This window comes from Pseudomonas sp. 21LCFQ010, from assembly GCF_024129905.1.
GTDB lineage: Bacteria > Pseudomonadota > Gammaproteobacteria > Pseudomonadales > Pseudomonadaceae > Aquipseudomonas.
Window position 1 is genome coordinate 83,750 of record NZ_JAMYDZ010000020.1, and the last position, 21,674, is coordinate 105,423.

At 60.5% G+C, this 21,674-nt stretch carries 23 protein-coding genes; 3 read left to right on the forward strand and 20 right to left on the reverse strand.

The window, feature by feature from the left end:
- The first annotated feature begins 1 nt into the window (after position 1).
- From NJC38_RS20720 to NJC38_RS20730, 3 genes are all read left to right on the forward strand, one after another.
- Positions 2 to 832, forward strand: a complete 831-nt coding sequence (locus NJC38_RS20720; RefSeq protein ID WP_173426707.1) for a peptidoglycan DD-metalloendopeptidase family protein — start codon at positions 2 to 4, stop codon at positions 830 to 832.
- 323 nt (positions 833 to 1,155) lie between these two features.
- Positions 1,156 to 2,832: a 2-isopropylmalate synthase gene (leuA, locus tag NJC38_RS20725; RefSeq protein WP_045482541.1), complete on the forward strand. Its 1,677-nt coding sequence runs from the start codon at positions 1,156 to 1,158 to the stop codon at positions 2,830 to 2,832.
- Positions 2,833 to 3,193: 361 nt separating this feature from the next.
- Entirely contained in the window at positions 3,194 to 4,063 is an 870-nt protein-coding gene (locus NJC38_RS20730; RefSeq protein WP_253116929.1) for an oxaloacetate decarboxylase, read from the forward strand.
- 99 nt (positions 4,064 to 4,162) lie between these two features.
- Here NJC38_RS20730 and NJC38_RS20735 read toward each other — a convergent pair whose 3' ends face one another.
- The 20 genes from NJC38_RS20735 to iscR all read right to left on the reverse strand — a co-directional run bounded on the left by NJC38_RS20735 (position 4,163) and on the right by iscR (position 21,605).
- Positions 4,163 to 4,564, reverse strand: coding sequence for a FlxA-like family protein (locus NJC38_RS20735; RefSeq protein WP_045482544.1), 402 nt, complete (start codon positions 4,562 to 4,564; stop codon positions 4,163 to 4,165).
- Between the two features lie 57 nt (positions 4,565 to 4,621).
- Positions 4,622 to 5,413, reverse strand: a complete 792-nt coding sequence (locus tag NJC38_RS20740) for an amidohydrolase (RefSeq protein ID WP_253116930.1) — start codon at positions 5,411 to 5,413, stop codon at positions 4,622 to 4,624.
- On the reverse strand, positions 5,401 to 6,549 hold the full coding sequence (locus NJC38_RS20745) for a pyridoxal phosphate-dependent aminotransferase (protein ID WP_253116931.1): 1,149 nt from the start codon (positions 6,547 to 6,549) through the stop codon (positions 5,401 to 5,403). The genes NJC38_RS20740 and NJC38_RS20745 overlap by 13 nt, the downstream gene beginning before the upstream one ends.
- Positions 6,550 to 6,691: 142 nt before the next feature.
- Entirely contained in the window at positions 6,692 to 8,164 is a 1,473-nt protein-coding gene (gene der / locus NJC38_RS20750; protein WP_253116932.1) for a ribosome biogenesis GTPase Der, read from the reverse strand.
- 104 nt (positions 8,165 to 8,268) lie between these two features.
- Positions 8,269 to 9,423, reverse strand: coding sequence for an outer membrane protein assembly factor BamB (bamB, locus tag NJC38_RS20755; protein ID WP_045482552.1), 1,155 nt, complete (start codon positions 9,421 to 9,423; stop codon positions 8,269 to 8,271).
- Positions 9,416 to 10,024 carry a tetratricopeptide repeat protein gene (locus tag NJC38_RS20760; RefSeq protein ID WP_173426708.1) on the reverse strand — a complete coding sequence of 203 codons (609 nt, stop codon included), beginning with the start codon at positions 10,022 to 10,024 and terminating at the stop codon, positions 9,416 to 9,418. Before NJC38_RS20760 ends, bamB begins: the two co-directional genes overlap by 8 nt.
- Before the next feature lie 72 nt (positions 10,025 to 10,096).
- Positions 10,097 to 11,386, reverse strand: coding sequence for a histidine--tRNA ligase (gene hisS, locus NJC38_RS20765; RefSeq protein WP_045482558.1), 1,290 nt, complete (start codon positions 11,384 to 11,386; stop codon positions 10,097 to 10,099).
- Between the two features lie 22 nt (positions 11,387 to 11,408).
- Positions 11,409 to 12,518, reverse strand: coding sequence for a flavodoxin-dependent (E)-4-hydroxy-3-methylbut-2-enyl-diphosphate synthase (ispG, locus tag NJC38_RS20770; RefSeq protein WP_045482560.1), 1,110 nt, complete (start codon positions 12,516 to 12,518; stop codon positions 11,409 to 11,411).
- 3 nt (positions 12,519 to 12,521) lie between these two features.
- Positions 12,522 to 13,529: a RodZ family helix-turn-helix domain-containing protein gene (locus NJC38_RS20775; protein ID WP_253116933.1), complete on the reverse strand. Its 1,008-nt coding sequence runs from the start codon at positions 13,527 to 13,529 to the stop codon at positions 12,522 to 12,524.
- Positions 13,529 to 14,287, reverse strand: coding sequence for a type IV pilus biogenesis/stability protein PilW (gene pilW, locus NJC38_RS20780; protein WP_253116934.1), 759 nt, complete (start codon positions 14,285 to 14,287; stop codon positions 13,529 to 13,531). Before pilW ends, NJC38_RS20775 begins: the two co-directional genes overlap by 1 nt.
- Before the next feature lie 23 nt (positions 14,288 to 14,310).
- Complete coding sequence (gene rlmN, locus NJC38_RS20785; RefSeq protein WP_045482569.1) at positions 14,311 to 15,453, reverse strand: 23S rRNA (adenine(2503)-C(2))-methyltransferase RlmN; 1,143 nt, start codon at positions 15,451 to 15,453, stop codon at positions 14,311 to 14,313.
- Positions 15,454 to 15,485: 32 nt separating this feature from the next.
- Positions 15,486 to 15,911, reverse strand: coding sequence for a nucleoside-diphosphate kinase (ndk, locus tag NJC38_RS20790; protein WP_045482572.1), 426 nt, complete (start codon positions 15,909 to 15,911; stop codon positions 15,486 to 15,488).
- 94 nt (positions 15,912 to 16,005) lie between these two features.
- Positions 16,006 to 16,206 (reverse strand): Fe-S cluster assembly protein IscX, encoded by a 201-nt coding sequence (gene iscX / locus NJC38_RS20795; protein ID WP_045482575.1) that lies wholly within the window; start codon positions 16,204 to 16,206, stop codon positions 16,006 to 16,008.
- A gap of 18 nt (positions 16,207 to 16,224) precedes the next feature.
- The gene (fdx, locus tag NJC38_RS20800; protein ID WP_045482578.1) at positions 16,225 to 16,566 is read right to left on the reverse strand and encodes an ISC system 2Fe-2S type ferredoxin; all 342 of its coding nucleotides are present in this window, start codon (positions 16,564 to 16,566) and stop codon (positions 16,225 to 16,227) included.
- A 3-nt stretch (positions 16,567 to 16,569) separates the two neighbouring features.
- The gene (gene hscA / locus NJC38_RS20805; protein ID WP_253116940.1) at positions 16,570 to 18,432 is read right to left on the reverse strand and encodes a Fe-S protein assembly chaperone HscA; all 1,863 of its coding nucleotides are present in this window, start codon (positions 18,430 to 18,432) and stop codon (positions 16,570 to 16,572) included.
- 44 nt (positions 18,433 to 18,476) lie between these two features.
- Positions 18,477 to 18,998 (reverse strand): co-chaperone HscB, encoded by a 522-nt coding sequence (gene hscB, locus NJC38_RS20810; RefSeq protein WP_045482584.1) that lies wholly within the window; start codon positions 18,996 to 18,998, stop codon positions 18,477 to 18,479.
- Positions 18,999 to 19,009: 11 nt separating this feature from the next.
- Positions 19,010 to 19,333, reverse strand: coding sequence for an iron-sulfur cluster assembly protein IscA (gene iscA / locus NJC38_RS20815; RefSeq protein ID WP_045482587.1), 324 nt, complete (start codon positions 19,331 to 19,333; stop codon positions 19,010 to 19,012).
- 54 nt (positions 19,334 to 19,387) lie between these two features.
- Positions 19,388 to 19,774 carry a Fe-S cluster assembly scaffold IscU gene (iscU, locus tag NJC38_RS20820; protein ID WP_040261926.1) on the reverse strand — a complete coding sequence of 129 codons (387 nt, stop codon included), beginning with the start codon at positions 19,772 to 19,774 and terminating at the stop codon, positions 19,388 to 19,390.
- A gap of 74 nt (positions 19,775 to 19,848) precedes the next feature.
- Positions 19,849 to 21,063: an IscS subfamily cysteine desulfurase gene (locus tag NJC38_RS20825; RefSeq protein ID WP_045482593.1), complete on the reverse strand. Its 1,215-nt coding sequence runs from the start codon at positions 21,061 to 21,063 to the stop codon at positions 19,849 to 19,851.
- A 44-nt stretch (positions 21,064 to 21,107) separates the two neighbouring features.
- Positions 21,108 to 21,605, reverse strand: coding sequence for a Fe-S cluster assembly transcriptional regulator IscR (gene iscR / locus NJC38_RS20830; RefSeq protein WP_045482596.1), 498 nt, complete (start codon positions 21,603 to 21,605; stop codon positions 21,108 to 21,110).
- Positions 21,606 to 21,674 lie beyond the last annotated feature (69 nt).

The following is a 21,674-nucleotide window of genomic DNA, read 5'->3' on the forward strand; positions in this document are numbered from 1 at the left end:
CCTGCCGATGCTACGTTTTATCGCACCGCTGCTTGCCCTGCTGATCTGCCTGCCCGCCCAGGCCGACAGTTACATCGCCCGCATGCTCAACAAACCCGTGCCCGGTGGCGTGGCAGTGATCGATCTGGGCAACGCCGCCCAGGCACCCAAAGCCACTTATCAGGGTAAACCGGTGCTGGTGGTGCGCGAGCAGGACGCTCGCTGGCTGGCCATCGTCGGCATCCCATTGACGGTCAAGCCCGGTAGCCAGCAAATACTCAGCGGCGGTCGCACCCTGCCCTTCACGGTGGGCAGCAAGAAATACAAGGAACAGCGCATTACCCTGAAAGATCAGAGCAAGGTCACCCCGGACCCCGAGCAGACCAAACGCTATGAGCGCGAACTGGCCGAACAACTGCGTGCCTACCGCAGCTTCAGCCCAGGCACGCCGAGCAACCTGATGCTCGACAAGCCGGTCAACGGTCCGTTGTCGAGCCGCTTTGGCGTACGCCGCTTCTTCAACGGTGAAGAACGCAACCCGCACTCGGGCCTGGACTTCGCCGTGCCGGCCGGCACACCGATCAAGTCCCCGGCGGCAGGCAAAGTGATTCTGACCGGTGATTACTTCTTCAATGGCCAGACGGTATTCGTCGACCATGGCCAAGGCTTCATCAGCATGTTCTGCCACCTGTCGAAGATCGATGTAAAGGTCGGCGACGCGGTTGCACGGGGTGGCGTGGTCGGCAAGGTCGGCGCCACGGGCCGTGCGACGGGCCCGCACATGCACTGGAACGTCAGCCTCAATGATGCGCGGGTGGATCCGGCGATCTTCATCGGCGCGTTCGAGCCCTGAGCCTGACTGAGTTGCGCGACCAGAACGGACGCAACAATTAAAATTCAAAAACCCCGGAATTCTCGCCATGAAAACTCGTACAACGAGAGCATGCGAGGATTCCTATCAATTTTTTTCAAGTGCTTGCCAAGTTTTACCCCAATGGGTACGTTTGACCGCATGAAAATCTCTCACACCCTCATCCTGCTGCGCCAGCACGCCTGCCTGGACCTGGTCAGCGCACGACTGCCAGGCCTGACTGCCTGACCTCGCCCCTGCCTGCATTCGCATTACCTATGGCTGGCCGCCTCTTTTCGGCCGATATCAGTACAAGGATTAGCCCGATGACCATGCTCAAAGACCCTTCGAAGAAGTACCGTGCGTTCCCGACCATCGACCTGCCTGATCGCACCTGGCCTTCGAAGTCCATCACCAGCGCGCCGATCTGGTGCAGCTCCGACCTGCGTGATGGCAACCAGTCGCTGATCGAGCCAATGGACTCGGCCAAGAAGCTGCGCTTCTGGAAGACCCTGGTCAGCGTCGGCGTCAAGGAAATCGAAGCCGCCTTCCCGGCCGCTTCGCAGACCGATTTCGACTTCGTGCGCACCCTGATCGAAGACGGCCACATCCCCGACGACACCACCATTCAGGTCCTGACCCAAGCGCGTGAAGACCTGATCGCCCGGACGTTCGAGTCGCTGCGCGGCGCCAAGAAGGCCATCGTTCACCTGTACAACGCCACCAGCCCGTCGTTCCGCCGGATTGTCTTCAATCAGGACAAACAGGGCGTCAAAGACATCGCGGTCAATGCCGCCAAGCTGTTCGTCAAATACGCCGCCCAGCAGCCAGAAACCCAGTGGAGCTTCGAGTACTCGCCAGAGACCTTCAGCGCCACCGAGCTGGAGTTCGCCAAAGAAGTCTGCGACGCGGTCATCGAAGTCTGGAACCCGACCCCCGAGCACAAGATCATCCTCAACCTGCCGGCCACCGTTGAAGTCTCGACGCCGAACGTCTATGCCGACCAGATCGAGTGGTTCTGCCGCAACGTCAATCGCCGCGACAGCGTGCTGATCAGCCTGCACACCCACAACGACCGTGGCACCGGCGTAGCCGCCACCGAGCTGGGCCTGATGGCCGGTGCCGATCGCGTCGAAGGCTGCCTGTTCGGTAACGGCGAGCGCACCGGTAACGTCGACCTGGTGACCCTGGGCCTGAACCTCTACACCCAAGGCGTCAACCCTGAACTGGACTTCTCCGACATCGACGGGATCCGCAAGGTGGTCGAAGAGTGCAACCAGATTCCGGTCCACCCACGTCACCCGTACGTCGGTGACCTGGTCCACACCGCATTCTCCGGCTCGCACCAGGACGCCATCCGCAAGGGCTTCGCCCAGCAGAAAGACGACACCCTGTGGGAAGTACCGTACTTGCCAATCGACCCGGCCGATATCGGTCGCAGCTATGAAGCGGTCATCCGCGTCAACAGCCAGTCTGGCAAAGGCGGTATCACTTACCTGCTGGAGCAGGAATACGGCATCTCCCTGCCACGCCGCATGCAAATCGAGTTCAGCCAGGTCGTTCAGGGTGAAACCGACCGTCTGGGCCTGGAAATGACGGCGCAACAGATCTACGCGCTGTTCAAGCGTGAATATCTGCAGGCCAACAAGCCTTACGCGCTGATCAGCCATCGCTTGCAGGAAGAGAACAACACCAGCGCGGTGGATGCCGAAGTCAACGTCAATGACGAGACCCATCACTGGAAAGGCAAAGGCAACGGCGCTCTGGAAGCGCTGGTTTCCAGCCTGCCAGTCAAGGTCGAGATCATGGACTACAACGAGCACTCGATCGGTGCCGGCACCACTGCCAAGGCCGCTGCCTACATCGAATTGCGGGTGAATGGCGAACGTGCGGTGCACGGCGTAGGCATCGACGAAAATATCACCACAGCCAGCTTCCGTGCCCTGTTCAGCGCCCTCAACCGCTCGCTGAGCCAGACCCCGGCCAAGCCTGTAGCAGCCTGATAAGCGCCCTGGATCTCGCCCAAAATGCACCTCATTGGTGCTTTGGGCGAAATCCGCCGGGCATTACGCCCTCATTTTGTGCAAGTTGCATTTCCCGCATACCCCCCGCAGATTCGGCATAAGACACGGCAAAACGCTGTGATAGCATTGCGGCCTTAAACGATTCAGGCATAAGCCTCTGGCCACTCCGGTCAGCATTCCGGCTTTGAACTTGCCTCTTCGCTGTACTTCACTCCTGATTACCACGACGACCCAGCATTGATTTTCAGACGAGAATCCTGCACGGAGCGACTCACCGTGCATTGAGAAAAACCGTCAGCCCCGCTGCTGCCCGGCTGACCCTGCCCTGTATGGAGCGACTATGCCCAAGGCTTCCCATCAAGATCTGCGCCGCAGCTTCCGCGCGCTGACCTCCTCCAGTTCCTGCTACCGCACCGCCTCGGTGTTCGACCCCATGTCGGCCCGCATCGCCGCCGATCTCGGCTTTGAAGTCGGCATCCTCGGCGGCTCCGTCGCGTCGCTGCAAGTGCTGGCCGCTCCGGATTTCGCGCTGATTACTCTGAGCGAGTTCGTCGAGCAAGCCACCCGCATCGGTCGCGTGGCTGAACTGCCATTCATCGCCGACGCAGACCACGGCTACGGCAATGCGCTGAATGTCATGCGTACCGTGATCGAACTGGAGCGCGCCGGTGTGGCAGCCCTGACCATCGAAGACACCCTGCTGCCAGCGCAATTTGGCCGCAAGTCCACCGACCTGATCTCGGTAGGTGAAGGCGTGGGCAAGATGCGCGCGGCACTGGAGGCCCGGGTAGATCCTGAGCTGTCGATCTTCGCCCGCACCAATGCCGGTATTCTGCCGGTCGCCGAGACCATCGACCGCATGCAGCAGTACCAGGCGACCGGTGTGGACGGCATCACCATCGTCGGGGTACGCGACTTCGATCATCTGGCGCAAATCTCCGAAGGCATCACTGTGCCGCTGATGCTGGTCACCTACGGCAACCCTGAGTTGCTCGACAACCAGCGCCTGGCCGAAATGGGCGTACGGGTATGCGTCGATGGCCACGCGGCCTATTTCGCGGCGATCAAGGCCACCTACGACAGCCTGCGCGCGCAGCGCCAGATCACCTGCAAGACCAGTGAAATGAGCGCGACCGAACTGACCCACACCTACACTCAGCCGGAAGACTATGTGCAGTGGGCCAAGAAGTTCATGGACGTGAACGAGTAACCGCCAAGACTCATGAAAAAGCCTCCGTCTCGTAAGAGCCGGAGGCTTTTTTACATGCATCTTTCGCGGCTGAAGCCGCTCTTGCAGCACTCAGGCAATTCAGGCTTTGGTGTTGACCAGGCCTTGAGATACCAGTTGCAGCAGCGAGCCTTGCAAAGTGCTCAGTTGGGAATTGACTGTCGAGATCTGGGCCTGAATCGTGGCCACCTGGACCGCCTTGTTTTCCTCGGACTGCTTGCTTACCTGTGCGGCGGCCAGTTGCTGCTGCAACTCTTGAAGTTGCTTCTGCGCCTCTTCAATCTGCTTTTTGATCTGCTGGATCAACTTTTCAGTCGAGACACCACCAGACGCAGGCGTGCCGACGGACTCCAATGAGACGTCAAGCTTCTTGGGCTCGGAGGTCTCAGCTGTCGCTGAATCGGTCTTTTCAGCCTGAGTCTTGCTTTGCAACGCGTAGGCGCTGTTGTAGATGCTAACGTTACCGGCATTGATGGTGGTCATGATGGGCTCCTGTATCCCTGCCCCTGTATCGGCGCGAATGCACTCAACTGTAACTAATTATTGAATCTGGAACGTGTCGGCATCCAGATAAGCCGGGAAACGGGACCGGTACTCGGCCAGCGCACCACCCTCGAGGGTCACTTGAAACACACCATCGCCCTCATCGGCGTTCAGCAAGCATTCGCCCTGAAAGTCCAGCACCTGGCTATCGCCCGTGTAGGCCAGCCCCTTGCCGTCCGTACCGACCCGGTTCACTGCAGCGACATAACACAGGTTTTCGATAGCCCGCGCCGGCAGCAGGCGGTTCCAGTGCAGGCGCCGAGCGCCCGGCCAGTTGGCGGTGTAAAGCAACAGATCGGTGTCGCGACCGTCACGGCTCCAGACCGGAAACCGCAGGTCGTAACAGATCAGCGGACGAATCCGCCAGCCATTCAATTCAAAGGTCACCTGCCGTTCACCGGGGGTGTAGTGCTCATGCTCGCCCGCCATGCGGAACAGGTGGCGCTTGTCGTAATGCAGCAGCTCACCGTCAGGGCGCGCCCAAAGCAGGCGGTTGCGATGAGTGCCATCAGCGGCGCGCACGATCACGCTGCCGGTAATCACCGCCTGCAAGCGGCGGGCCTGGGCCAGCAACCATTGTGCGGCAGGCCCCTGCTCCGGCTCAGCCTGGCCGGCCGAGTCCATGCTGAAACCGGTGCTGAACATCTCCGGCAGCACCACCAGGTCGGCTTTTTGCACCTGATCGAGCAACGCCTCGAAATGGGCGAAGTTGGCCTGCGGGTCATGCCAGGCCAGCCGGGTCTGGACCAGAGCGATGTTCAGTGGCGGCAGGTTGCTCAGATCGCGCATAGCTTTTGCGCTGCCTGACGCAGCGTCTCCCCACGTTTGGCGAAACACAGGCGGATCAGACGCTGGCCTTCGGGTGGGGTCTGGTAGAACACCGACACCGGGATGCTCGCCACGCCGTGTTCGCGGGTCATCCACAGCGCCATATCGACATCGTTCAGGTCAGGACGGATCTGTGAATAATCGACCAACTGGAAGTAGGTGCCAGCCACTGGTGCAAAGCTGAAACGCGAGCCGGCCAGTTGCGCACTGAAGTAATCACGCTTGGCCTGGTAGAACGCCGGCAACTGCTCGACATGTTCCGGGTGCTCGGCCATGAAATCTGCCAGGGCAAACTGCAACGGGGTCACACCACAGAAACTGACATATTGATGCACCTTGCGCAGTTCAGCAGTGAGTGCCGGTGGCGCAACCACGTAGCCGGTCTTCCAGCCGGTGACGTGGTAGGTCTTGCCGAATGAACTGACCACAAAGGCACGGGAATACAGCGTCTCGTGCGCCAGAACGCTGACATGCTGCAGACCGTCGTAGACCAGATGCTCGTAGACCTCATCACTGATCAGGTAAATATCGCGATCAGCGATCAAGGCTGCCAGTTGGTCCAGCTCGGCACAACTGACCAATGCCCCACAAGGGTTGTGCGGGGTATTGAGGATGATCATGCGGGTGCGCGGGCTTAGCGCATCGCTGAGCTGCTGCCAGTCGATGGAGAAATCCCGGGTATTGAGCTGCACATGCACACAGCGGCCACCGGCCAACTCTACAGACGGCTCATAGCTGTCGTAGCAAGGGTCGAAAACGATGACTTCATCGCCCGGCCGGATCACCGCCTGCACCGCGCAGAAGATCCCCTGGGTAGCGCCCGGGGTGATGGTGATCTCGGTATCAGCATTGACCGTGACGCCGTAGCTGCGGGCGATCTTGGCCGCAACCTGTTCGCGCAGTGCAGGCAGGCCGGTCATGGGGGAATATTGGTTGCGCCCTTCGGCAACATGGCGGCCGACCGCATCACGCAGCGCCTGCGGGCCGTCGAAATCAGGAAAACCCTGAGACAGATTGATCGCCCCGGTTTGCGCGGCGAGCTGGGACATGACGGTAAAGATGGTGGTGCCGACGTTGGGCAGTTTGCTGTCGATCATTGAAGGCCTGCGCTGGGGTTGAGCTGTAATAGCCAACCCTACCGCAGGTTTGAGCTGCAAGCTACAAGCTGCAAGCCACAACAAAAAGCACACCGTAGTCCGCTCTTGCTTGCCGCTTATGGCTTGCAGCTTGCCGCGGCTTCTAGCGCTTCTTGTCGCGGCGTTTCTTGTCGGCTTTCTTGTGGTGCGACATCAAGCGGCGCTTCTTGTTGACCTGGCGGTCGGTGAGCGTGTTCTTGTTGCCTTCGTACGGGTTGTCACTGCCTTTGAATTCAATGCGGATCGGCGTACCGACCAGCTTGAGCACCCGGCGATAGGTGTTTTCCAGGTAGCGGATGTACGACTTGGGCACCGCATCGACCTGGTTGCCGTGAATCACGATGATCGGCGGGTTGGCACCGCCCAGGTGGGCATAGCGCAGCTTGATGCGGCGGCCGTTGACCATCGGTGGTGCGTGGTCGCTGACCGCGTCTTCGAGGATCTGGGTCAGGCGGCTGGTCGGCCAGCGGGTGACCGCCGAGGTGAAGGCATTCTGTACCGACTTGTACAGGTTGCCCACGCCGGTGCCATGCAGCGCCGAGATGAAGTGAATGTCGGCAAAGTCGACGAAGAACAACCGGCGCTCCAGCTCGATCTTCACGTAGTCGCGCTCGCCAGGGGTCATGCCATCCCACTTGTTCAGCGCGATGACAATGGCCCGACCGGCTTCCAGGGCAAAGCCGAGCAGGTTCAGATCGTGATCGACCACGCCTTCACGCGAGTCCATCACGAAGATCACCACGTTGGCGTCCTTGATGGCCTGCAGGGTCTTGACCACCGAGAACTTCTCGACTTCCTCGTGGATCTTGCCGCGCTTGCGCACCCCGGCGGTGTCGATCAGGGTGTATTTCTCTTCGTTGCGCTCGAAGGGAATGTAGATGCTGTCGCGGGTGGTGCCCGGCTGATCGTAAACGATGACCCGGTCCTCACCGAGCATGCGGTTGACCAGGGTCGACTTGCCAACGTTCGGACGGCCGATGATTGCGATCTTGATGCCGTCTTTTTCGCTAGGGCCAGGAATGCGCTTGGCTTCCTCGCCTTCGGCGACGTCTTCAGCGTCCAGGTCGACGGTTTCTTCTTCGTCCCAGACCAGCCCCTGCAGCGCGATTTCCAGCATCTGCGAAATACCGCGCCCGTGGGCACCGGCCACCGGGATTGCGTCACCCAGGCCCATCGGGCTGAACTCGGCGCGCGCCAGGTTTTCGTCGATGTTGTCGATCTTGTTGGCCACCACAAAGCTGCGCTTGTTGCGTTTGCGCAAGTGCTCGCCAATCATCTGATCGGCTGCGGTGTAACCGGCTTTGGCGTCGACCAGGAACAATACGACATCGGCTTCTTCGATGGCCATGAGCGATTGCTCGGCCATTTTTTCATCCATGCCGTGTTCGTCACCGGAAATACCACCGGTGTCGATCAGGATGTACGAGTGCCCCTGCCACTTCGCCTCTCCGTATTGGCGATCACGGGTCAGACCGGACAGGTCGCCGACAATGGCGTCGCGGGTCCGGGTCAGGCGGTTGAACATGGTGGACTTGCCGACGTTCGGTCGACCCACCAGGGCGATTACGGGAACCATGCGGCTCTCCACTGCGTTATTTCAGAAAATACAAAAGCCGCTGCAGGGCAGCGGCCGGAGTTCAGGGCGGCACCTCGCGGTGCCGCCACCCTGCAAAACAGGGCTTATTGCTTGATGGTCAGGGCTTCGAGCTTGCCGCTGTTGCCATACACGTAAATCGTATCGCCGACCACCAGAGGACGTGCCCGCAGGCCGTCACTGTCGATGCGCTCACGACCTACGAAGCGGCCATCGACCTGGCTGAGCAGGTGCAGATAGCCTTCGAAGTCACCCACGGCCACGTAGCTGGAGAACACCTCAGGCGCGCTCAGCTGACGACGGGCCAGCGACTCGTTGCTCCACAGCGCCGTGGAAGAGCGCTCATCGATACCTTCGACAGTACCGGACGCCAGGCTCACATAAACGCTGCCAAAGCCCTGGGCCACGCCGTCGTAGCTCGACGCATCGCGCTGCCACAGCACCCGGCCGCTCTCCAGATCAAGACCGGCAACCCGGCCCTGATAGCTGGCGACGTACAGGGTACCACCGGACAGCAGCAGGCCGCCGTCGATGTCGACCACCCGCTCAAGCTCGGAACGGCCTTGCGCAATGGCAACACGCTGCTCCCAAACCGGTACGCCGTTGCTGATGTCCAGCGCGACGACCTTACCGGTAGACAGGCCGGCCACTGCCAGGCGATTGGTCACCAGCGGTGCGCTGGTGCCACGCAGGGTCAGCACCGCCGGAGTGCTCTCGTAGATCCAGCGCTGCGAGCCAGTATAGGCGTCCAGGCCGATCACGCGATCATCCTGGGTCTGTACGACCACGACATCACCGTTGTTGGCCGGCGGCGCCAGCACTTCGCTGGTCACCCTGGCACGCCATTTTTCATCACCGCTGCTGGCGTCCAGTGCCACGACCTCACCCTTGAGGGTGCCAATGGTCAGCAGGCCGTAAGCCACGCCGACAGCACCGGATACCGGCAGGTCGAGATCTTTCTTCCAGAGCGTTGCGCCGGTCTCGCGATCCAGAGCGACGATCTCACCGTTCACGTCGGCAGCATAGATGCGCTCACCATCGATGGCCGGCACCAGCATGTTGTAAGTCTTGCCCTGGCCGTCGCCGACCGAGTGGCTCCACTTCTTCTGCAGGATGACTTCCTCGGTGAACTTGGTCAGCTCGGCCGGTGGCAGCTCTTTCTTGCTGTTGCTGCTGCAACCCACGGCCATGACGGCCAGGGCCAGCAATGCTGCATGTTTCCAACGAATCACGTCACGCATCCCCTTTAGCCAGATCGTCGAGCTTCATTTGCAGACCACCCACTGCTGCGTCTGGCGACAGTGCGGACTTGGCCTTTTGATAAGCAGCATGGGCCTCATCGGTACGGCCCAGTTGCACCAGCAGGTCGCCTTTGAGTTCTTCGCGGCTGGCCAGGAAGGCCTTGTCGGCATCGCCGGTTAGCAGCTTCAAAGCCTCTTCGGTCTTGCTCTGCGCAGCCAGGACACGGGCCAGACGCTGGCGGGCGATTTCGCCCAGCGTGGCGTTGGCCGGTTTGTCGGTGACCGGCTTCAATTCCGCTGCGGCATCATCAAGCTTACCGGTGTCGACTGCAACCTTGGCGACGAACAGGCTGGCGTACTGCGCGTAAGCAGTGCCGCCAAACTCGTTCTTGAGTTTGCCTGCCAGCTCGGCCACTCGGGCCGGGTCAGCTTCGCCCGACGGGGTCAGCGCGGTTTCCAGCAGTTGCTGGTAGAGCACGGAGGCGTTGGAGGACTGAGCGGCCTGATACTTCTGCCAGTACTGCCAGCCAAACACCACCACCAACGCCAGCAGACCGCCAGTCACCAGGGGTTTGCCGTTGCGCTGCCACCAGTCCTTCATTACTGCCAGATCTTCATCTTCGGTACGCGACACCCCAATACTCCTATAAGCCTAATCTGCTGTTTATCCGTTTCACGCCTGTGCCAGGCTGGCCGCCAGGTACTCGGCGAGAGCATCCCAGGCAATATTCTGTTGCTCACCCTGGCCGCGCAGCGGCTTGACGCCGATCTGCCGGTTGGCCAGTTCTTCTTCCCCGAGAATCAGAGCGAACAGCGCACCGCTCTTGTCAGCCTTCTTGAACTGGCTCTTGAAGCTGCCGGCGCCAGCATTGACCTGCAGGCGCAGGCCCGGCAGACGATCACGAACCTGCTCGGTCAGGGTCAAGGCTGCCAGCTCGGCGGCCTCGCCAAAGGCGCACAGGTAGACATCGACCTGACGGGCGAGATCTTCCGGGATCTGCTCAAGGGTTTCCAGCAGCAATACCAGGCGCTCGATGCCCATGGCGAACCCGACACCGGCAGTCGGCTTGCCGCCCATCTGCTCGACCAGGCCGTCATAGCGTCCACCGGCGCATACGGTGCCCTGGGCACCAAGCTTGTCGGTGACCCACTCGAATACGGTCTTGCTGTAGTAATCCAGGCCGCGCACCAGCTTCGGATTGATGACATATGGAATGCCAGCGGCGTCCAGACGCGCCTTGAGGCCGTCAAAGTGAATCCGCGACTCCTCGTCGAGGTAGTCGGCCAGCTTCGGCGCATCGACCAGCAACGCCTGGGTGTCCGGGTTCTTGGTATCCAGAATACGCAGCGGGTTGGTGGTCAGGCGGCGCTGGCTGTCTTCGTCCAGTTGCTCATGACGCGCCGAGAGGAACTCGACCAGCGCATCTCGGTAGCGGGCGCGGGCTTCGCTGGTGCCCAGGCTGTTGAGTTCCAGCTTGACTGCATCACGAATACCCAGCTGGCCCCACAGCCGCCAGGTGAGCACGATCAGCTCGGCATCGACGTCCGGGCCGTCGAGGTTGAACACTTCGACGCCAATCTGATGAAACTGGCGATAACGGCCTTTCTGTGGCCGCTCGTGGCGGAACATCGGGCCGATGTACCACAGTTTCTGGACCTGGCCACCACCGGTGATACCGTGCTCCAGCACGGCACGCACGCAGGCCGCAGTGCCTTCGGGGCGCAAGGTCAGGGAGTCGCCGTTACGATCGGCGAAGGTGTACATCTCTTTCTCGACGATATCGGTGACTTCACCGATCGAGCGCTTGAACAGCTCGGTGAACTCGACGATCGGCATGCGGATCTGGCGATAGCCGTAGTTGTCCAGCAGGCCCGAAACGGTGCCTTCGAAATAGCGCCACAGCGGGGTCTGCTCGGGCAGGATGTCGTTCATGCCACGAATGGCTTGCAGAGACTTACTCACAAAAAATCCTTAGCAATCTTGATTAACCGCGCGCGATGACAGCGGCGTCGGCTTCTGCTTTTTCGGCCGCTTTCTCGCGAATCAGGCGCTCGAGTTCGGTCACAAGGTTGTCGTTGCCCAGCTTCTGGGCAGGCTTGCCGTCGATGTAGATCAGGTTCGGGCTGCCACCGGTCAGGCCGATATGCGCCTCCTTGGCCTCACCCGGACCGTTGACCACACAGCCGATGACCGCCACGTCCAGCGGCACCAGCAGGTCTTCGAGGCGGCCTTCGAGTTCGTTCATGGTCTTGACCACATCGAAGTTCTGCCGCGAACAGCTCGGGCAGGCGATGAAGTTGATGCCACGCGAACGCAAGTGCAGCGACTTGAGGATGTCGTAGCCGACCTTGACCTCTTCTACCGGATCGGCAGCCAGCGAGATGCGGATAGTATCGCCAATTCCTTCGGCCAGCAGCATACCCAGCCCTACGGCAGATTTCACTGTGCCTGAACGCAGGCCACCGGCCTCGGTGATACCCAGGTGCAGCGGCTGGACGATCTGCCTGGCCAGCTGCCGATAGGCTTCGACCGCCATGAACACGTCCGACGCCTTGACACTGACCTTGAAGTCCTGGAAATCCAGACGATCGAGGTGTTCGACATGGCGCAGCGCCGACTCGACCAACGCTGCCGGGGTCGGCTCGCCGTATTTTTTCTGCAGGTCTTTTTCCAGGGAACCGGCGTTGACGCCAATCCGGATCGGGATACCCCGGTCACGAGCCGCATCGACCACCGCCTTGACCCGGTCTTCACGACCGATGTTGCCGGGGTTGATACGCAAACAGTCGACACCCAGCTCGGCCACCCGCAGGGCAATCCGGTAGTCGAAGTGAATATCGGCAACCAGCGGTACTTTGACCAGTTGCTTGATACGCCCGAACGCCTCGGCAGCGTCCATGTCTGGCACCGACACCCGCACGATGTCCACGCCGGCGGCCTCCAGACGGTTGATCTGCGCGACAGTGGCCGCTACATCGTTGGTATCACTGTTGGTCATGCTCTGTACGGCGATCGGTGCGTCGCCACCGACAGGAACCGAACCAACCCAGATCTTTCTGGATTCGCGACGCTTGATGGGGGATTGGCCGTGCATGACTTATTGCCCTAGTTTCAGGCGAGCGGTCTCGCCACTGGTAAATGGAGCCACATCTACAGGCTGTCCGTTGTAGCTGACTTCAGCGCCACGGGCATAGCCCAGACGCAATGAAAGCGGCGGTTTGCCGCTGACTTCAAGATTTTCGCCCTTGCGCTTGAGGCCGCTGGCAAGCACCTTGCCGTTGCCGTCGGTGACCTGGGTCCAGCAATCAGCGGTGAACTTGACGCTGACCTGACCAGAACCCGGCAGGATCGGCGCGATGGTCTCGGTGCTGGCCGGTGCCGACGCCACAGGAGCAGGCTGTGTGGCAGGCGCTGGCGCAGTAGCGGCTGGCGCTGGCGCGACAGCGGTGCTGGCGGGCGCCACAGGAGCGGCAGGAACCGTTGCAGGTGCTGCGGCGCTGTTCTGGGCTGGCGCGCTGTCAGTAGCCGGAGCCTCGCTGATCAGTGGCAAGGGCGCACTATTGGCGGGTGCGGCAGACTCTGGCGCCGCTTGCGGCCGTGGCTCGTCGATCGGGTGAATCTGGGTGGTGCCGTCCGCGCTCTCGACCTCAACGTGTTCAAGCACCAGACCGGCCAGGTCCTTGCCACGCATCGCAGCCTGGTCCTGCCACCAGAGAAAACCGCCACCTACCAGCACCACCAGCAACAACAGGCTGACGATGCGCAGAATGTTGTGGGACAGGCGCACAGGTTCTTCAATGCGGCCCAGCGCGTGTACGTCACTGCCCTTGCCGTTGGTGCCGGTATATTGATCAAACTGCGCCACCAGCGCAGCCTGGTCCAGTTCCAGCAGCTTGGCGTAGGCACGCACATAACCACGAGCGAAGGTATGTCCTGGAAGCTTGTCGAAAGCGCCGTTCTCAACGTGATTCAGCGAGCCGACGGTGAGATTGAGCCTCAGCGCCACATCAGGCAAAGACCAGTTCCGATGCTCACGAGCCTGGCGCAGGGTTTCCCCAGGATTCTGGTGACTGGCTGCTACAACTTCGGGATGCGCCGCTTTCATCATTGCTCCGACAGGTATTGCTGATATTCCGGCGTGCCGGGATAGAGTCTTTTCAACTGCAGCCCATAACTGGCTGCCTTGTTACGGTCTTCATAGATCTTCGCCAGGCGCAGCCCCAATAACAGGCTACGGGCATTCTGCTCGCTGAGCTGGCTGAACTGCTCGTAGAAATCACGCGACGGCACATAGTGCCCTTGCTCGTAGTTCAACTCAGCCATTTCCAGCAAGGCACGTGGCTGGCGACGGTCCAGCCGCAAGGCACGGGTGAAATGCTCACGCGCCAGTTCGCGCTTGCCCAGTTGCAGCGCAGTCATACCCAGACTTTCAAATACCCGCGAGCGCTCAGGATACAGGTTATCAGCAGCGGCCTGCTCAAAACGCGCGTACGCTTCGTCAAAGCGGCGCTGCTCATAAAGGAAACTGCCGTAGTTATTGACGATTCGCGAGTTGTTACCGCTGGCGGAAATCGCCTTGAGGTAATACTGATCGGCCAGGGTGTACTCCATCTCGGCCTGGAAGACCAGAGCGAGTGCCGCGTTGGCGTCAGGATCCCTGGCGTTGAGCTCCAGGGCCTTTTTCAAGGGCACCTTGGCCCGCTCGGTCTGCCCTTCCTGGAGATAACCAATGCCAAGATGGACATAAGCCTGGAGCGCCTCGTCACGCCCTTTGCTGGTCGACAACGGGTTGACATCACCCGATGAAACACAACCGGCCAGCAGGATGGCGATACATAACAGCAACGAGGCACGCACAGACATGGAGTCTCTCTTCGCAGTCAGGTTCAAGAAGCGGCGGATTGCCCCTGCCGGGCTTCGGCAGCCAGCTCACGAACGGCGATATGACGCTCGCTGCGCCGGGTCCGGTCCATGACCTGGCCCACCAGCTGGCCGCAGGCCGCATCGATGTCTTCACCACGAGTGGTGCGTACGGTGACGTTGTAGCCGGCCTGATGCAGCATGTCCTGGAAACGGCGAATCGCGTTGTTGCTCGGGCGCTCGTAGCCGGAGTGCGGGAACGGGTTGAACGGGATCAGGTTGATCTTGCACGGTGTGTCGCGCAGCAGCTCGATCATCTCAGCCGCATGCTCGGGCTGGTCGTTGACGTCCTTGAGCAAGGTGTACTCGACGGTCAGTACGCGCTTCTCGCCCAGTGCGGACATGTAGCGACGGCACGAGTCGAGCAGCACGCTCAACGGATACTTCTTGTTGATCGGTACCAGCTTGTTGCGCAGCGCATCATTGGGCGCGTGCAGCGACAGGGCCAGGGACACATCGATGTGCTTGGCCAGCTCGTCGATCATCGGCACCACGCCGGAAGTGGACAGCGTCACCCGGCGCTTGGAAATGCCATAGCCCAGGTCATCCATCATCAGACGCATGGCAGCAATGACATTGTCGAAATTCAGCAGCGGCTCACCCATGCCCATCATCACCACGTTGGTGATGGCACGGTCGATGGTGGCGGGTACGCTGCCAAAGGATTTGTTGGCAATCCACACCTGGCCGATCACTTCGGCGGCGGTGAGGTTGCTATTGAAGCCTTGCTTGCCCGTGGAGCAGAAACTGCAATCCAGGGCACAGCCTGCCTGGGACGAAACGCACAAAGTACCGCGTTTGCCCTGGGGAATGAAGACCGTCTCGACGCAGCTGCCGGACGCCACGCGCACCACCCATTTACGGGTGCCGTCGCTGGAGATGTCCTCGCTGACGACTTCAGGACCACGAATCTCGGCACAGCTCTTGAGTTTTTCACGCAAGGCCTTGCTGACGTTCGTCATGGCGTCGAAATCATCGACGCCAAAGTGGTGAATCCACTTCATGACCTGCCCGGCACGGAAGCGTTTCTCCCCGATTGACTCGAAGAATTTTTCCATTTCCTGTTGGGTCAGACCCAGCAAGTTGGTTTTACCAGTGGTCGCGATCATGGATTCACCCTGCGCTCTGTAAACCCGAAGGCTTAGCGAGCGGTTACCTCGGTAGCTGCGAAGAAGTAAGCGATTTCGCGAGCAGCAGCAGCTTCGGAGTCCGAACCGTGAACGGCGTTGGCGTCGATGGACTCGGCGAAGTCAGCACGGATAGTGCCGGCAGCAGCTTCTTTAGGGTTGGTAGCGCCCATCAGCTCACGGTTGCGAGCGATAGCGTTTTCACCTTCCAGAACCTGAACAACAACAGGACCGGAAGTCATGAAGGCAACCAGGTCACCGAAGAAACCGCGCTCGCTGTGCTCAGCGTAGAAGCCTTCGGCTTCGGCTTTGGACAGTTGCTTGATTTTCGAGGCAACGATGCGCAGACCGGCGTCTTCGAAGCGAGTGGTGATCTTGCCGATCACGTTCTTGGCAACGGCGTCTGGCTTGATGATGGAGAAAGTACGTTGAACAGCCATGGTGAAACTCCAGAAACAGAAATTAAAGCGAAAAATTAAACCCGCGAATTATACGCGGGTTATGGAGTATTGCCTAACAAGATCCGTTGCAGGATCAGTCAGCCTCTTCGATCCACAACGCCTGGATGGCCTCAAGGACCTTCTCGCCGCCACGATCACGGTCGTCTTCGAACCCGGGCAACTGGGTCACCCAGTTGCGCAGATCGACGAAGTTAACGTAACGCGGATCGACGTCCGGCTTGCTCTCGGCCAACTGGATCGCGATTTCCTGCACATCAACCCACTTGAGACTCATGAATATCCCCCTCAGGAATCAGTGCGGCGCTTCGGCGGCGTGGTTGAGCGAGTATTTGGGAATCTCGACCGTGATGTCTTCATCACCGACAGTGGCCTGACAGGCAAGGCGCGACTGCGCTTCCAGGCCCCAGGCCTTGTCGAGCATGTCTTCTTCAAGCTCATCAAGCTCGCCGGTCGAATTGAAACCTTTGCGAATCACGCAATGGCAGGTGGTGCAGGCACACACACCACCGCAGGCGCTCTCGATCTCGATGTGATGCTCGTGGGCCAGATCCAGAATCGTCGTACCAGGCGCGGCCTCGACGACCATCCCCTCCGGGCAATGCTCCGCATGGGGCAGAAAAGTCACCTTCGGCATCAGTTATTCCTCAATATCATTCAGGTTGCGCCCCGCCAGTGCGGCTTTGACCGTCGAATCCAGGCGGCGGGCAGCAAATGCATCAGTCACCTGCGACAGACGCTTGGTCTGCTGCTCGATGGCCAGCCCATCGGTGCCTTGCATCAATTCACGTAATTCGTCCATCTGCAGCCGGATCACCAGCCGCTCTTCTTCGTCGAGCAAGCGCTCACCGTCGACTTCAAGCGCACCTTCAACCGCTTCGAGCAGGCGCTCGGCATCGACCTGCTGCTCGCGCAGTACGCGGGCCTCTTTGTCTTGGCCGGCGTTCTGGAAGGAGTCCTTGAGCATCCGGGCGATTTCGCCATCGGTCAGGCCGTAAGACGGCTTGACCTGGATGCTGGCCTCAACCCCCGACCCCAGCTCACGGGCGGAGACATCGAGCAGACCGTCGGCGTCCACCTGAAAAGTCACGCGGATCTTTGCCGCACCAGCGACCATCGGCGGAATGCCCCGCAGTTCAAAGCGCGCCAGCGAACGGCAATCACTGATCAGCTCACGCTCGCCCTGCAGCACATGAATCATCATGGCGGTCTGGCCGTCTTTGTAGGTGGTGAATTCCTGGCCACGCGCCACCGGGATGGTGGTGTTACGGGCAATGACCTTCTCCATCAACCCGCCCATGGTCTCAAGCCCCAGCGACAACGGGATCACATCGAGCAACAGCAGCTCGCCACCGTCTCGCTTGTTGCCAGCCAGCGTATCAGCCTGGATCGCAGCCCCGATGGCCACCACCTGATCCGGGTCGATATCGGTCAACGGCTGACGAGCAAACAACTCGCCGACCGCTTCGCGAACACGCGGCACGCGGGTCGAGCCACCGACCATCACCACGGCACTCACCTCGCCGACTTCGAGATCCGAGTCGCGCAGGGCGCGCCGGCACGCCTTGAGGCTGCGGGCAATCATCGGTTCGATCAGAGCGTTGAACGCTTCACGGGTCAGCTCAGCGCGCCAGTCACCATAGACCACCGGCACAACATCAGCGTCGGTCAGTGCCTCTTTGGCAGCGCAGGCGACTTGCAGCAAGCTGCGCTGGTCGGCCGGGGCCAGGTCGGACGACAGCCCTGCACCGCTGATGATCCACTGTGCGATGGCGTGGTCGAAGTCGTCGCCGCCCAGCGCGGTATCACCGCCGGTGGCCAGCACTTCAAAGACACCGCCGGTCAGGCGCAGGATGGAAATATCGAAAGTACCGCCACCCAGGTCGTAGATAGCCACTACGCCTTCGGCGTTCTGATCCAGGCCGTAGGCAACGGCAGCAGCGGTCGGCTCGTTGAGCAGACGCAGCACGTTCAGACCGGCCAGCCGCGCAGCATCCTTGGTGGCTTGGCGCTGGGCATCGTCGAAGTAGGCCGGCACGGTGATCACCGCCCCCACCAGCTCGCCGCCCAGCGTCGCTTCAGCGCGCAGGCGCAGAACTTTAAGGATGTCAGCCGAGACCTGCACCGGGCTCTTGGCGCCCTGCACGGTGTCGATGAACGGCATGTGCGACTCACCACCGACAAACCGGTACGGCAGTTGCTCACCCAGCTGCTTGACGTCAGCCAGGCCGCGGCCCATCAGGCGCTTGACCGACAGCACGGTGTTGAGCGGGTCCTGTGGCGCCGCCGCTTTGGCGGCCTGCCCGACTTCAACACGGTCAGCGTGATAACGCACCGCGGACGGCAGGATGACCTGGCCGTTTTCATCGGGCAGTGGCTCGGAAAGACCGCTGCGCAGTGCAGCGACCAGCGAATTGGTAGTGCCCAGGTCAATACCGACAGCCAGACGGCGCTGATGCGGTTGTGGACTCTGGCCAGGTTCGGCGATCTGCAGTAAGGCCATGCTTTTAAGAATAATCACAGGCGTGCGACCAGGGCCGCACGGGGTTAATCGTCGAGGCGCTCTTCGAGCTGGCGCACTTCTTGGGAGAGCTTGTCGAGAAACTGCATACGGCGCATCAGGCGTTCAGCCTGCTCGCGCTGTGCAGCATCATTCCAACAAGCGGCGAAGCTGTCGTTGAGGGCATCCTGGGCAGTCTTGAGGCGCTTCTTGAAGACCGCGACGCCTGCCACATCGGCATCGTCCTGCAGGTCTTCGAGCTCTTCACGCAACGCCATCTGCTGCAGCAGGAAATCCGGGTCATGCACCGTGACTTCCAGCGGCACTTCGTTGCCTTGCAGAGTCAGCAGGTAACGTGCACGGCGCGGCGAACTCTTGAGGGTCTGGTAGGCCTCGTTGAGGTTGGCCGACCGCTCCAGCGCCTGACGCTGCTCCTGCTCGGAAGCATCAGCAAAACGGTCCGGGTGCACACTGCGCGCCAGCTCACGGTAGCGGCCCGCCAGTTGCTCGGAATCGATGACGAAATCCGGTTTGAGATCAAACAGCGCGAAATGACAAGGAGTACCCACGATCACCCGCCTTAGACGTTGAAGCTTTCGCCACAGCCGCACTCACCGCGCGAATTGGGGTTGGTGAACTTGAAGCCTTCGTTCAACCCTTCGCGGACGAAGTCCAGCTCGGTACCGTCGAGATAGACCAGGCTTTTCGGGTCGATGATGACCTTCACGCCATGGGATTCGAACACGGTGTCGTCAGGCTCGGTCGCATCGACGAATTCCAGCACATAGGCCAGACCCGAACAGCCCGTGGTACGCACACCCAGGCGAATGCCCTCACCCTTGCCACGCCCGTCGAGGGAGCGACGCACGTGTTTGGCCGCGGCTTCTGTCATGCTGATAGACATCGGAGCTCCTTGGATTGTCCCGGTTGGTGTTCGCCAGCGATAGACCGCGACGACTTACAGCAGACCTTTCTTCTGCTTGTAGTCACGCACTGCAGCCTTGATGGCGTCTTCGGCCAGAACCGAGCAGTGGATCTTGACCGGTGGCAAGGCCAGCTCTTCGGCCAGCTGGGTGTTCTTGATGGTTTCAGCTTCGTCCAGCGTCTTGCCCTTCATCCACTCGGTGGCCAGGGAGCTGGAAGCAATTGCCGAACCGCAACCGTAGGTCTTGAACTTGGCGTCTTCGATCACGCCTTGCTCGTTGACCTTGATCTGCAGACGCATCACATCGCCGCACGCCGGAGCGCCGACCATGCCGGTGCCTACGTCCGGGTCTTCAGCGTCCATCTTGCCGACGTTGCGTGGGTTTTCGTAGTGGTCGATGACCTTTTCGCTGTAAGCCATGATTCTGTTCCTCTCACATCAGGGAGTCGCTCTACAGGCCGCAGCATGGCGGCCTGTCCGGGGGCGACTTTAAATTAGTGCGCCGCCCACTCGATCTTGGAGATGTCGACACCGTCTTTGTACATGTCCCACAGCGGCGAAAGCGCACGCAGCTTGGTGACCGCTTCACGAACTTTCTGTGCCGCGTAATCGACTTCTTCTTCGGTGCTGAAGCGACCGAAGGTGAAACGGATCGAACTGTGCGCCAGCTCATCGTTACGGCCCAGGGCACGCAACACGTAGGAAGGCTCCAGCGAGGCCGAAGTACAGGCCGAACCGGACGACACCGCCAGATCCTTGAGCGCCATGATCAGCGACTCGCCTTCAACGTAGTTGAAGCTCAGGTTCAGGTTGTGCGGGATACGGGCGGTCAGGCTGCCATTGACGTACAGCTCTTCGAGGTCTTCGACCTGCTTGTAGAAGCGATCGCTCAAAGCCTTGATGCGCACGTTCTCGGCGGCCATCTCTTCTTTGGCGATGCGGAAGGCTTCACCCATGCCGACGATCTGGTGGGTTGGCAGGGTGCCCGAACGCATGCCGCGCTCGTGACCGCCACCGTGCATGGCAGCTTCCAGGCGCACACGCGGCTTGCGGCTGACGTACAGCGCACCAATACCTTTTGGACCGTAGGCCTTGTGAGCCGAAAACGACATCAGGTCGACCTTCAGCTTCGACAGATCGATCTCGACCTTGCCTGGCGACTGGGCGGCGTCAACGTGGAACAGTACGCCGCGCGAGCGGGTCAGCTCACCAATGGCGGCGATGTCGGTGATGGTGCCGACTTCGTTGTTGACGTGCATGATCGAAACCAGAATGGTGTCTTCACGCAGCGCGGCTTCGATCATGGCCGGGGTGACGATGCCGTCTTCGCCCGGTTCCAGATAAGTGACTTCGAAGCCTTCGCGCTCCAGCTGGCGAGCGGTGTCCAGGATCGCCTTATGCTCGATCTTGGAGGTGATGATGTGCTTGCCTTTGGTGTGATAGAAGTGCGCAACGCCTTTGAGGGCCAGGTTGTCGGACTCGGTGGCACCGGAAGTCCAGACGATTTCACGCGGGTCGGCACCGACCAGATCGGCGACCTGACGGCGGGCGTTCTCGACCGCTTCTTCGGCTTTCCAGCCGAACACATGGGAGCGCGAAGCCGGGTTACCGAAGTTGCCGTCCAGCGTCAGGCAATCCATCATTTTCTGGGCGACACGCGGATCGACCGGGGTCGTCGCGGAATAATCGAGGTAAATCGGCAACTTCATTGCATATCTCCTATCAGGCAGGCGCACCGCTCATTCATCTGCGTTCATTCAACGGCGGACGTTTCAATCTTACCCAGTTGCGACACGTTGCTCGTGTTCGAGCAGCGACGCTGATCCTGGCGCTGAGCGACTTCTTGTACCTCACGGCGAGTGACAAGATCCGCCAGGCTGATACCGCTTAAAAACTCGTGGATCTGCTGACTGAGGTCGCACCACAAATGGTGAGTCAGACAGGTGTCACCGGCGTGGCAGTCACCCAGCCCCTGGCAACGGGTGGCATCGACCGATTCGTTGACCGCGTCGACCACCTGAGCAACCTGGATACCCTGCATGTCGCGTGACAGCTGATAACCGCCACCCGGCCCGCGCACACTGGAAACCAGGTTGCCGCGACGCAGTTTGGCGAACAACTGCTCGAGATAAGACAGGGAAATGCCTTGACGCTCGGAAATATCAGCCAGTGACACTGGCCCGTGCTGCGCATGCAATGCCAGATCCAGCATGGCTGTGACAGCGTATCGGCCTTTGGTAGTCAGACGCATGGCATGTACCGCGGTGGTTCAGAATAGGTGCAAGTATGCTATTCCCGAGTATTTGAGTCAACTATAAAA